Genomic DNA, 12,460 nt, shown 5'->3' on the forward strand with positions numbered 1-12,460 from the left:
AGATTGCCTGGAAGCCTTGCCGCGAGACCGCCATAAGCTTCTCATGAGGGCCCCCGAACCGAATCGAATCCTGATCACGGGCGCTTCAGGCGGCCTGGGTGGAGCACTCGCGCTTCACTATGCGCAACCGGGCCGAACATTACTGCTTTGGGGTCGGGACCATAAGAAGCTGGAGACGATCGCCGTTGCGTGTCGCGCGGCGGGCGCAGCAGCGATCCCGCGCTCGCTCGATCTTTCCGATGGCGCGACAGCCGTCGCCGCACTCGAGCAGGAGGACGATGCAGGCGCGATCGGCCTGGCGCTGTTCGTCGCAGGCGCCGGCGATGTACAGGCATCGGGCGACTTAGTGGAGGACCCGACGCAGGTCGTGCGACTGGGGATGGTGAATTTCGTAACTGCCAGCGCCATGGCCGCGGCCCTGGCGGGGCGCATGGCGCAACGCCGGCAAGGCCGGATCGTCCTTGTCGGATCCGCGTCCGCCTTTCACACCCTGCCCTTCGCTGCAGCCTATGCAGCGTCCAAGGCCGGCCTTGCCCATTTCGCCCAGGCCCTTCGGATCGGCGTGAAGCAATATGGTGTGCAGGTCACGTTGGTCTCACCCGGATTTGTCGATACTGATGCGGGGCGACGGGTGGTCGGCCCCAGGCCGTTCCTGCTCCAACCGTCGGACGCCGCGACTCGAATCGCCCGGGCGGCCTCCCGGGGCAAGTCTCATCTCATCTTTCCCTGGCCGTTCGCGCTGCTACGCTGGATCGATCTCCTCCTACCGGCGGGAATACGCGATCGGCTCCTGCTCGGGCTCAGACCTCCGAGCGACTGAACATGGTCGCGCCGTCCTCCTGCACGCAGCGAAGAATGGCGTGATGAAGCGCAGCCGGAGAAAGATCTGTGCGGCCCGGGCCGCCCTCCCATAGCGATCCGCCGGCACCGAATCGAACGATCACATAAGGCGTATGGCGCGCTCCGCCTGGCGCCGTCGCGCCAGGGATGCTCGGCCGGTGGTCGCCGAAAAACACGAGCAGCGCGGACCGGCCGTCCTTGCCGAGTCGCTCGACCAAGCCGCTCAGCATGGCGTCGCTGCTCTGGAGACGGTGGAGATAGGCTTCCAGCCGCCCGCGGGCGTCGCGCGCATTGTCGCTGTCCCAAGGCCCGTGGTTCTCCATGGTCACGGCGTAGATCAGCGTGGGGCCAGCGGCCTTGTCCAGAAGCTCGGCCAGCGACGCACCGAGAGTGCGGTCATCGACATAGCGGCCACCTCGCGACGAGGTCGGCGGGAACCCTTCTTCGCCTATCATCCGATCGAAACCGAGCGCAGGCATCAACCTGTCGCGATTGTAGAATCGCAGGTCGTGCGGATGGACAAAGGAACAATGATAGCCGGCCTCTCGCACCCGCGCCGGCAGCGCATAGGACGTTTCGCCCTGCGCGCTCAAAAACGGGTCGTAGCGACGGAAACCAAGCTCGTCCTCGCTGCGGCCAAACAGGACCCCATATTCCGTGCGCATCGTATAGGCACCGAAGCCGCTGACATCGAGGTCGCCCCATTGCCACGCGACCTTCCGCGCGCTGGCAAGGCCGGGCAGCGCGTGGTGCGCCTCGCCGGTAATCTCCACCGGATCTCCGAACGACTCGCATTGCACGATGACGATCAGTTCGGGGGGGGCGGGATCGGTTTCCCAGGTGACGCTGAGCGGAGGACAGGGTTGCGGGTCCGGACTATGCCGCCAGCGCCGCCAATAGAGAAACAGACTGGCGATTAATCCATATCGGACAAAGTCGCCTGCAAGGTCGGGCGTCTGAGCCACTGACTCGAGCCATTTACTGCGAGCGAGCAATAGCGCTGCTCCGCTCCCTACCGCCAGCAGCACGGCCCCCACAAGGTGAGGTTGAAACGACATCGAGAACAGCAAGAGCAGAACGATGAGCGCGATCGCCGCGCCGATCGCCAGTAGGGCGCGCTGGCGCACTGAAAGCGCGGTAAAATAGAAGCGGGGATGCCGAAACACGGCAATTATTAGCGCCAAATCGGAGAAGATTAGCGGCTCGCCCAGCATTTTGTGCTTGGCATTGGAAGCGCCCGCAAGGAGCGCCATCAAGGCGCTCGCCAGAATGGCCGCGACCGGGGCATTGCCGGAGACTGCGAGCCAGAAGCCGAAAAGAGCCGTCATGACCAGCAGGTGCAACGCAAGCCCGCGCCGGTCCCGCAGATACGCGCGCGGCCGCACGGCCGCGTCGAGCATCAGCGATGCGACCAGCATCGCCAGGAGAGAGATCACACCATTCGCCACAGAGAGTCGCCGCGTTGCCAGTCTCGATTAAGCCGTGCCCTCTGGCCGCGAAAATGAATCGTGACCTCGTCCTCTAGCGGAGCTTCGCGGCACTGTCACTGTCCCGGCGCATCACACCGCAACTTGGAAAAATCCAACGCGATCTGTATGCGTTGTCGGAATGGCGGTCTGGTTGACGAGGCCGCCATTGGAACCCGAAAGTGAAATTCGCGAATGCCAGACATGTTTGCCGAAGGCCCGGTCCTGATGCCGCAAGTCGCAGCACCAGGACCCGCGCAGCCGCTGGCGAACCGCAACATCTTGCTGCTCCAAGGATTGATGGGTCCGTTGTTCCACAAACTCGGTCGGGCGCTGCGGCGAGACGGCTATGGGGTCCACAAGGTCAATTTCAACGGCGGCGACCGGCTGTTCTGGCGCCTCCCGAACGGAATCGATTACCGCGGCTCACTGGCGGAATGGCCGGATGCGCTGAGGCAGTTGATCGCCGATCGCGAGATCACGGATGTCGTGCTGTTCGGCGACTGCCGCCCGATCCACATGGCGGCCACCGCCGTTTGCCGGGACCTGCATGTGCCGGTCCACGTATTCGAGGAAGGATATATCCGCCCGGACTGGGTCACGCTCGAACTGGGCGGCGTGAACGGCCATTCGACATTGCCGCGCGACCCCGCCTGGTATCGCGCCGAAGCCGCAGCGCTGCCGCCGGCGCCGGAACATCATCCGGTGCCCTCCTCTTTCCGCCGCCGCGCGACTGAAGGCGTGATCTACAATGCCGCCGATGTGCTGACACGGTGGCACTATCCCTATTGGGACAATCATCGGCCATGGCACCCGCTGATCGAAGGGATGGGATGGGCGCGTCGGCTGTTGCGACGCAAGGCCGCGGCAGCAAGGACGGCTGATGTCCTCATAAGGCTCGAGTCAAGCGACGCGCCCTACATGATCTTCCCGCTGCAGCTCGATTCGGACGCGCAGATCCGACTGCATTCCTCCTTCGCAGGCATCGCTGACGCCCTCCGGCTGGTAATCGCGTCGTTCGCTGCCAATGCGCCGCCTGAGATGCGGCTGGTGGTGAAGGAACACCCGCTCGACAACGGCGTACGCGACTGGCGGCTCGAAACGCAGGCGCTCGCCGAACTTTATGGGGTGGACGGCCGGATAGACTATCTCGAAGGCGGCGACATCGTCCCGGTCGCGCAACGCTCCAGGGGCATGGTGACGATCAACAGTACCAGCGGCACCCTGGCGCTCGCGCTCGACGTGCCGGTGATCGCGCTCGGCCAGGCGGTCTATGATATCGAGGGGATCACCTTTCAGGGCGGGCTCGACAATTTCTGGCGCGATCCGGGAAAGCCCGATGCCGAGACCTTCGCCGCTTTCCGCCGCGTGCTCATCGATCGCTGCCTCGTGGCGGGTGGCTTTTTCTCGGACGAGGCACTCACCAAGGTGACTGAAGGCGTGATCGCGCGTCTGGAGGCGGCAAGTCCGCTTAAACTTGCGTCCGGCGGTCAGAAGAGCGTTCCCAAATCCTGGAAAAGGGTTCTGGTCCGGGATTGAGTGGATTGATTTCGTCCGGTAGGACGCAAGACATCAGGCGCCGGGCGCCTTGACACTCCGGCGTGGATGCTGACGGAGGAAGGTTTGAGCTGGAACGACACGGTTAACGCGCGCGGGTGGAAAGTCCCTTTCGTGCGCAAATCCCCGTACCAGATCGGCAAGGAATTGCGCCCCCGGATCGATGCGATCATCATGCGTCGGTCACCGGTTCCGGACGAACCGATCATCGACAAGGCATTTTTCCCCTGGATTCCAATTCTTGAAAGCCGCTGGCGCGACATCCGAACCGAAGCGACCCGAATCCGGACCGAGGATATCCCTTCACTCGGTGACATCTCGTTCGACCATGGCCGGATCGCAAAGGATCGCCGTTGGAAGTCGTTCTTTCTCAAAGGCTATGGCTACCGGCTGGAAGGAAATTGCGCGCGTGCGCCGATTACAGCGTCCCTGATCGAACAGGTGCCTGGCCTCGTTACCGCGACATTCTCGGTTCTCGAGGCCGGCGGCCATATTCCGCGCCATACTGGCATGACGAAAGGAATGCTGACCTATCACCTCGCGCTCAAGACGCCCGTCGAGCGCGAGAAATGCCGCATGAACATCGAAGGCGCCGACCAGCTTCACGTTTTGCCGTGGGAGGAGGGCCAGTCCTTCGTCTTCGATGACCTGTACAACCACGAGGTGTGGAACGAGACGAGCGAGGATCGCTACATTCTCCTGATTCAGGTCAAACGCCCCTGTCGCGGACTGGGCAATTTCATCCAGAACCTGTTTCTGTTCTGCGTGCGCTACTCGCGCTTCGTTCAGGATATCGTGCGCAATATCAATGATGCGGGTCATAAGCTCTCGACCACGGGAGCTCCGGCGTCGCCCGTGCATTGATCGCGTGTCCAGGCGTCAGCGTCGCCGCGCCTCCCGATGGCGCAATCGTTTCCAGACCACCCACGCAAGGCGCAGGTTCCGCCTGCTGAGAGCCTGGCGAAAAATCTCCTGGTGCTCGCGTCGATTCAGGAGACCGGGTTCGATGCCCTTGAAAAGCGCGACGAGCTCATCGGGCGATACGTGGTCGAGCATATTGAGCGCACCATGAAAGCCGAACTCGTCGCCCGTCGGTATCATGCGCTCATAGGCAAAGCGCCGCGCCACCTCTTCGGGCGCAAAGCGTAACCCGAAGCGCTCCTCCAGCAACCGGCGATGGGTGCGGCAAATTGCAATATCTTCGGGCTCTTCGGAAATCGGAAGCGCCGCGCAGGCCTCAATAAGCCTACGAGATCGCAGGGAAAATCCCCCGTTTCCGACCCGCGGTCCATCAGCGAAATGAGGCCAGGGCGCACCGATATAGTCATAGTCGAGAAAGGCGGAGTCCCACCGGGTCGAGTCGAGAACATAGCCGTCCCACTGCACACAAAGGGCATGTGGGGTCGTGAGATGCGCCGCGAGCTGATGCAACATAAAGCGCGAATATCCGGCTCGCGAACCGAGGGGCGGAATTGGCCTCCACTCGGCCCGCGTACCCGGCGGCGGTGGACGATCGCTCAGGAACAATACTTCGCCGAAGCGTAGCCCTCGCTGCGAGAGCTCCAGCGCATGCGCGGTCGCCGCCAGGCCGACGTCCGTCACCGTGAGCAGAGTTACCTCCGGCAAGGGGCGAGTCGGCGGCACCGCCGCTTCCTGCGAGGTCAGAATGCCAGCAGGCATCGTTCGGATTGTCGGCGAAACAAGGTGCTGTGGTACGGATCGACAGCCGTTTCCGTGCCCCAGCGGGAACGCAAGGCGCCAAGTTCGCGCTCGAATCGAACAAGGCTGGCGCCCCGGCGTATCTTGCCGCGTGAGCGGGACTCATGATGGATCAGCGTCGCGTGCGCGCAATATACCGTTCGCCATCCTCGCGCGGCCAGTCTCAGGCACAGATCGACATCGTTGAAATCAATTGCGAAGTGTCGTTCGTCCATACCGCCGACCGCGACGAACTTTGCCCGGTCGACGAGCAGGCACGCGCCGGTGACAGCGGATACGGTGCGGGTTTCGTCATGCCAGGGCGCGAACTTTCCCGGAACGGGCCGAACCCCCTTGTCGACATGCCCGGCGGCGCCGCCGATCCCCAGCGCGACTCCGGCATGTTGAATCGCGCCGTCGGGATATAGCAGCCTGGCACCTACTGCGCCGACCTCATCGCGCAACGCCAATACCGTCATCTGTTCAAGCCAGTCGGACGAAGCAATTTCGATGTCGTTGTTGAGCAAGCAGACCATATCCCCGCTCGCCGAGGCGACGCCGACATTGGCCAGCGCCGCGAAGTTGAAGGGACCTGGCTGTGCGACGATACGCGCGGCTCCCGTTGCCTCCAACTGCTCGAACAGCACCCTCGTGCGGGGTTCCCTGCTATCATTGTCGACGATGATGATTTCGCGGGCACCAGGAAACCTGGTTCTTGACAGGCCGTCCAGGCAGATTTCCAGCAGATCCGCCCCGTCGCGCGTCGGAATGATCACGCTGATCGCGACTGGCGACGCGGCGGCCGGGGGGCATATGGAAGTCATGCGCGCCCCTCGCCGGTGTGTCAGGACGAGCGGAAGATGAAGCGGGGCACCGTCCCTCTCCGCAATGTCCCGCAAAAGTGCAGCCCAGTCCTCGACCTGCCCAGCGATCACCGCATCCGCCCGCACCGCGCAACTGCCGACCAGACCATCATGCGCTTGAAAAAGCAGCGAGTCCCAATCAGGCTTGATCCAGGGCGCGCACCGGCGGCCCGAATCCAGCTGATCCTCGTCCCAATAAACGAGCTGCGAGTCACAGCTCTTCAAGCGCGTAGCCAGCACAGCGCCCAGTGCAGGGGCCACGCAGTCCCCAGCGCGGATCGGCAGGAGCCAGGGCGGATGGCCGGATAGGGGAAAATCGGTGGACGCGTTGAAAATCGGGAGATCGTGACCGAAGGATGCGGTGAGGCTCGCGCGCGTCACGGCACTGTCGCCGTCCAGCAGGACCGCGCCGACACGATCGGACACGGCACTGTCCCTGGGTGGCAACATCCCCGGTTCGACCGCCTTGATCCAGGCGTCATAATGGCCAGGGTGCTCGGCGGCGGCCAGGCAAAGCCGATTCCAGCCCCGCACCCTTAGGCCACGCAACAGCGCGTAGAGCCCGCTCAACGCCAGGCCCGGCCTGGCCGCAAGCGCAAGGCGCAGAACCGTCAGCCACGCCCGCGGCACTGTTCCAGCTGGCGCAGCTGGCATGTTCCTAAACGTGGCCGCCCATCATAACGCGTCGAATCGCTGAGGCGTGATGCTGGGGGCGGTGTCACACTTGGTCATTGTGATCACTTTAGCAGCTGAACCGCGCTCGTGGCTGTCACGATCGGCGAGAACAACTGACTGATAATCTGAACGAGCTTGCTCGGCTGATTCGCGCGCGCATTGCCAATATACAGTACATCTTTGTCCTGCGTCATGAACCGCTGCGCCAGGAAATAGCTGCCGGCTTTCATCATGTTCACGTGATAGACGACGGGGCGCAATACGCCATCCTTGTCGAGAACGTAGCGAAATACGAAGATGGCAGCGGGGTCGCCGAATGCTGGGCTGGAACCGCCCGCTTGCGCCACGGCTTCGACCAGAGAAATATTGGGTGCGCCGAACGGAAAAAGCTGGACCTGCCCAGGCGCGCCCATCACCGAAAAGCTTCGCGGCGCGCGAACAATCGACAAGCGGTCGCCGGGATAGACCCGAAGCTCCGCTTGAATGCCGCTCACCGCATCGCTCAGGCGAAACTCTTCGGTCACGTTTTGACGTTGCAGCCGGACGGCAAGATCCTTCACGTCGCCGCGGTATCCACCAGCAAGCGCGATCGCGTCTGCGACAGTCTCACGATTCGTCGGCAGCACCAGGCGACCAGGCCTGTTCACCTCGCCGCCGACGATGACGCTGTTGGTGATCACGTCGCGCATCGTGACGAGGACTTGCGGATTCTGGGAATAACCCTGCAGCGCACCGCGGATCTGTCGGGCTACCTCGCCGACCGTACGCCCGGCCACGTGCAAGCGACCGGCATAGGGAACCTGGATATCGCCGGAATCGTCCACACGGCTACCCGGCAGACGCTCCACCTTCGCGGAGGAATCGAACGACGCCGTATCGGACGAAAGCTTCGTCGCACCGCCGCCGAACAACGTCACCCCGGACTCGTAGACGGATATATCGAGAACGTCGCCAGGTCCGACCAGATCGGTGGGCGGGGGCGCCAGGTTCATCAGCGCCAATGGTGTAGGGACCGGAGGGGGCGGCAATGATGATGCGTCTTCGAGCTCGACCAACTGGATGCCCGAGTCCGGCGCGGCGACGGCACGTTCGATCTGATGGCCAGTCGGGCCGCTCGACGGCAGCGTCGCGCACGCCGACAGACCGATCACGCTGAGCGTCGCCAGAGCGGACCTGTTCAGGCCGCAAGCCCATCTAAAATTTCGAGAAAAACTCATGAGCTCCAGGCAGTCAGGTGTATGCGCCATTATGGGCACAGGCCCTAGCACCTCCATTTGGCCCAAGGCAATGATGTGCAGGATCGGCATCGAATACGGGATGGGCCGAAGCGATGCCAGAGTTGCCCGCCACGCCGCTTGCCCCTAGAGCGATCGTCATCGACGTGGCCCGTCTTCTGGATGTGTCCGTCCTACCGAGGTGCGTACGAATGTTGATGGAAGCTTTGGATGCAAGTGCCGCTACGGAGCGCGAGCCGGGACTCGGCGCGCGTACGCGGCGATGGATCAGCCGGCAGCGATGGTTCATCCTGCTGGTTGTGCTTCCGGTTCTGGCCAGCACGATTTATTATGGTTTCATCGCATCGGACATCTACGTCTCCGAGGCCCGCTTCGTCATCAAGTCGCCCGACCAGAAGCGGTCGACATCATCGACACTTGCGAATCTGATCCAGACAACCGGACTGTCGGCCGGCGAGGAGCAGACCAACGAGGTGCTCGATTATGTTCGTTCGCGCAATGCGCTCGGTGATTTGTCCAAGACCATTAACGTACGCGCTGCGTTCGCGCGGCCCGAAGCGGACTGGTTGAGCGGTTATCCGCCAGTGTTCCGGCGCGATTCATTCGAGAGCTTGTATAAATATTACAACCATATGGTCGGTGCCAATCTCGATCATGATACCAACCTGGCCGTCCTGAAGGTAAAGGCCTTCACGCCACGGGACGCGCACGCCATGGCCGCTGGCCTCCTCGATCTTAGCGAAAACCTTGTCAATCGTCTCAACATGAGAGCGCAGGCCAAGCAGATCGCCGAGGCGGAGGGACGCGTGCGCGAGGCGGAAGGGCGGGTTCGCAAAGCCCGCATCGCCATGCGCCAATATCGCAACACGGAGCGCCTGCTCGACCCGAGCAAGGAAGCCACCGGCGTCCTGCAGGTCTCGACGGAACTCACCGCACAGCGGGCGGCCCTTCAGGCACAGTTGCAGACGATACAGGCCGCCGCGCCTCGCAATCCTTCCATTCCGGCATTGCGGAGCCGGATCGCGGCAATCGACACCCAGATCAGCGGGCAGGCCGGGCGTGCAACGGGTACGTCCAGCGGACTTGCCAGCAAGCTCTCCCAATATGAAAATCTGCTCGTCGAGCAGGAGTTCGCGACGCAGATGTTCAGCACGGCCAATGCTTCGCTAGAGCAATCCCGCGCTGAGGCGCTTCGGCAGCAATTCTATCTCGAACGCGTGGTGGAGCCGCACACCCCCGACATGGCGCTCCTGCCCAACCGCCTGACCTCGATTCTCACCGTGGCGGGCGTCTGCCTGTGTCTCTATATGGTCGGCTGGATGCTTGTCGTCGGCATCCTCGAGCACAGGCCCGAGAGCTGATGTCGGCGCTTAGCGAAGGCTGGGAAAGCCAGGTCAGGGTCGTCAAAGCCCTCATGATCCGGGAGCTGACGACGCGTTTTGGACGTGAGAATATCGGCTTTCTGTGGATCATGGCCGAGCCATTGCTGTTCGCCGTGCTGGTGGGCGTTATGTGGACGTACCTCAAGGGGCCTGAGGAACACGGCGTGGGCATTATTGCCTTCGTTGCGAGCGGCTATATTCCGCTGACCTTCCTGCGCTCATCGTTCACCAGGAGCACCAGTATTTTTTTAGTCAACGGCAGCCTGCTGTATCATCGCCAGGTTAAGATAACGGACTTCATCCTGGTGCGTGTGATAATTGAATTCATCGGTGCGACAATGGCGTGGCTCTTCATCGCGCTTGCCCTGGGCCTCTTGGGATATATTCCGGCCCCGGCCAACCCAGGTATGATGGTCGCGGGGTGGGCGCTCTACGGCATACTCATCCTGTCGATCTGCTTCGTACTCGCGCCGCTTTCCGTGATGTCCGAAGTCGTCGAAAAGATCATGCCGGTTTCAGTTTATATTGCCATCCCGCTTTCCGGTACCTTCACCATGGTTTCGTGGGCTCCTCCATCCATTCGCGAGTATCTCCTGATGTCGCCGATGGTGAACACGATGGAGATGATCCGCTACGGCTTGTTCGGCGACTATGTGGAGCCCTATTACGACGTTTGGAATCCAATCCTCGTGTCAATCGTGTTCATGATGATCGGCCTCGCTCTGTGCCGGCGGGTCCGCCGGGATTTGGTGGTAGAATGATCGCCTGTGAATCGCTCTACAAATCGTACCGCGCCGGTCATGGGCGGAAGCGTGTGCTGGAAAACATCAACCTCACGTTCAATCGCGGTGATCGCGTCGGCTTGCTGGGTCGCAACGGCGCCGGCAAGACGACGCTGATCAAGATGATCGGCGGTGTCGAAATGCCGACGTCGGGCAGAATTTTGCGCAAGATGAGTTGTTCGTGGCCACTCGGGTTCAATGGCGGTTTCCAGGGCAGCCTCACAGGATATGACAACGCCCGCTTCATTGCCCGTATCTACGGCCGGGATTACAAGGATCTGCGGAGTTTCGTCGAAGACTTTACGGAACTCGGTGCGCAATTGCGCGCGCCGGTAAAGACCTATTCCGCGGGCATGCGCGCGCGCCTGGCCTTCGGCCTTTCGTTGGCAATCGAATTCGATTGCTACCTGATCGACGAGGTTATCATGGTGGGCGACCGCAATTTCCAGTTGAAATGCCACGCCGAGATTTTTGAGAAGCGGCACGATCGCGCCTTGGTGCTCGCCACACACGGCGTGGATTATATTCGTGAGTATTGCAATCTGGCGGTGGTTTTACGCAACGGCCAGGCGGAAGTTTACGAGGACATCGAAGAGGCACTGGCGATCTACCAAGCGTTGTAGAAGCCCGCACCTTAATCCAGTACCGCGCCAAGGTTGACGAGAGGCGTCTCCGCAGTTCATTCACGACAAGAATCATAACCCAGCCACGACGCCAATCCAGTCGCGTGTAACACCGGCCCGGGCGGCGAAGTCGACTCGGGGTACTGTTATCGCACGACGCTTTGCCCGGTTGCTAGCGACGGCGCTTGCACCTAGAAAGGGTTCGGAAAAGCGACGCATTTCAAGATAATGACGGCACCTCCGGATGCCGGGCGATGTCGGTGCAAGCTTAGGATGCGATTGTCGGCAGTGGGTAATTCCCCTGGCGGCTTCAGATTAGACGGCGGGCATGAACGAGACGGTTTATAAGTCGGCATTGCCCGGCGTCCCTAGAATCGAGTCGCCGGCCTTCCGCGCCGAACTCCCGCATCTCGGCCTGTCTGAAGCCGAACAGGCGATTGCGACCAAGCTGCATGTCGATGGCTTCGCCGTCGTAGATTTCGAGGATGTCGAATTCGACCATCGGGTGGATCGAATCCGCGCGTCGCTGATTCCTCGCTTGGGCGCCCATCTGAACGACCCGGAAAGCGACAAGACCCAAGGCCTGAGACGCATCCAGGATGCGTGGAAGTTCGACGAGGATGTCCGGGCGATCGCAGTGAATCCTGCCATCCTGGATTTGCTCTCGCGTCTCTATGGCCGTCGCGCATTCCCTTTCCAGACGCTCAACTTTCCCGTCGGCACGCAACAGGCAGTGCATGCCGACGCGGTTCATTTTTCAAGTCTGCCAGAGCGATTCATGTGTGGCGTCTGGGTCGCTATGGAAGATGTACCTGCCGAGGCGGGACCGCTCTTCTATGCACCGGGATCGCATCGCTGGCCGATCGTCAGCAATTCCATGATCGGACGCCGCGGCTATGCCAGCCATCTGGAATCGGCGCAGGACCCCTATGCGGACGCGTGGAACGCAATGATGGCGGCCAACGGCACACCCACCGAAACTTTTCTGGCGCGCAAGGGCCAGGCGCTGATATGGTGCGCAAACCTGCTTCACGGCGGCGCGCTGCAGTCCGATCCACGCCTGACCCGCTGGTCGCAAGTCACGCATTATTATTTCGAGGATTGCATATATTATACCCCGGCCTTCTCGGATGAGACGCTTGGTCAGTTACAACTGCGCGACATCGTCGGGATCGACGATGGTAAGCTACGCCCGAACTCCTATCTCGGTGTGCCACTGCCATCACAGCGAAAGCGCTCCCGGATGGGTCAGATGCTTCGTAAGCTCGATCCCTGGCGCAACGATTGATCGCAAAGTATCGTTGACGCGCGCCTCGTCGTCGCGCGTTGCACGGAAAGG

Annotated in this window: 11 protein-coding genes; 7 read left to right on the forward strand and 4 right to left on the reverse strand. The window is 61.8% G+C overall.

Annotation, left to right across the window (positions count from 1 at the left end; genetic code table 11):
- Positions 1–43: 43 nt before the first annotated feature.
- Positions 44–820, forward strand: coding sequence for an SDR family NAD(P)-dependent oxidoreductase (locus ACZ1I2_RS23210; protein WP_465171821.1), 777 nt, complete (start codon positions 44–46; stop codon positions 818–820).
- On the opposite strand, the gene ACZ1I2_RS23215 is transcribed toward ACZ1I2_RS23210, so the two are convergent.
- A complete protein-coding gene (locus ACZ1I2_RS23215) occupies positions 801–2,258 on the reverse strand; it encodes an LTA synthase family protein (RefSeq protein ID WP_465175669.1) in 1,458 nt (485 codons plus the stop codon). The genes ACZ1I2_RS23210 and ACZ1I2_RS23215 overlap by 20 nt on opposite strands.
- A 243-nt stretch (positions 2,259–2,501) precedes the next feature.
- Here ACZ1I2_RS23215 and ACZ1I2_RS23220 point away from each other — a divergent pair, with 243 nt between their 5' ends.
- Entirely contained in the window at positions 2,502–3,845 is a 1,344-nt protein-coding gene (locus ACZ1I2_RS23220; protein ID WP_465171819.1) for a capsule biosynthesis protein, read from the forward strand.
- A 66-nt stretch (positions 3,846–3,911) separates the two neighbouring features.
- Positions 3,912–4,727, forward strand: a complete 816-nt coding sequence (locus ACZ1I2_RS23225; RefSeq protein ID WP_465171818.1) for an aspartyl/asparaginyl beta-hydroxylase domain-containing protein — start codon at positions 3,912–3,914, stop codon at positions 4,725–4,727.
- Between the two features lie 15 nt (positions 4,728–4,742).
- Here ACZ1I2_RS23225 and ACZ1I2_RS23230 read toward each other — a convergent pair whose 3' ends face one another.
- From ACZ1I2_RS23230 to ACZ1I2_RS23240, 3 genes are all read right to left on the reverse strand, one after another.
- Complete coding sequence (locus tag ACZ1I2_RS23230) at positions 4,743–5,543, reverse strand: DUF5672 family protein (protein WP_465171817.1); 801 nt, start codon at positions 5,541–5,543, stop codon at positions 4,743–4,745.
- Positions 5,525–6,994, reverse strand: coding sequence for a glycosyltransferase family 2 protein (locus ACZ1I2_RS23235; protein WP_465175668.1), 1,470 nt, complete (start codon positions 6,992–6,994; stop codon positions 5,525–5,527). Before ACZ1I2_RS23235 ends, ACZ1I2_RS23230 begins: the two co-directional genes overlap by 19 nt.
- 167 nt (positions 6,995–7,161) lie before the next feature.
- Positions 7,162–8,406, reverse strand: a complete 1,245-nt coding sequence (locus ACZ1I2_RS23240) for a polysaccharide biosynthesis/export family protein (RefSeq protein WP_465171815.1) — start codon at positions 8,404–8,406, stop codon at positions 7,162–7,164.
- Positions 8,407–8,525: 119 nt separating this feature from the next.
- Between ACZ1I2_RS23240 and ACZ1I2_RS23245 the strand changes: the two genes are divergently transcribed.
- From ACZ1I2_RS23245 to ACZ1I2_RS23260, 4 genes are all read left to right on the forward strand, one after another.
- Positions 8,526–9,695, forward strand: a complete 1,170-nt coding sequence (locus ACZ1I2_RS23245; RefSeq protein WP_465171814.1) for a KpsE/RkpR family capsule polysaccharide export protein — start codon at positions 8,526–8,528, stop codon at positions 9,693–9,695.
- Positions 9,695–10,477 (forward strand): ABC transporter permease, encoded by a 783-nt coding sequence (locus tag ACZ1I2_RS23250; protein WP_465171813.1) that lies wholly within the window; start codon positions 9,695–9,697, stop codon positions 10,475–10,477. Before ACZ1I2_RS23245 ends, ACZ1I2_RS23250 begins: the two co-directional genes overlap by 1 nt.
- The gene (locus tag ACZ1I2_RS23255; protein WP_465171812.1) at positions 10,474–11,121 is read left to right on the forward strand and encodes an ABC transporter ATP-binding protein; all 648 of its coding nucleotides are present in this window, start codon (positions 10,474–10,476) and stop codon (positions 11,119–11,121) included. The genes ACZ1I2_RS23250 and ACZ1I2_RS23255 overlap by 4 nt, the downstream gene beginning before the upstream one ends.
- A gap of 328 nt (positions 11,122–11,449) precedes the next feature.
- Positions 11,450–12,409, forward strand: coding sequence for a phytanoyl-CoA dioxygenase family protein (locus tag ACZ1I2_RS23260; RefSeq protein ID WP_465171811.1), 960 nt, complete (start codon positions 11,450–11,452; stop codon positions 12,407–12,409).
- The last annotated feature ends 51 nt before the right edge of the window (positions 12,410–12,460 follow it).

This window comes from Sphingomonas sp. BL-S-29 (genome assembly GCF_055521495.1).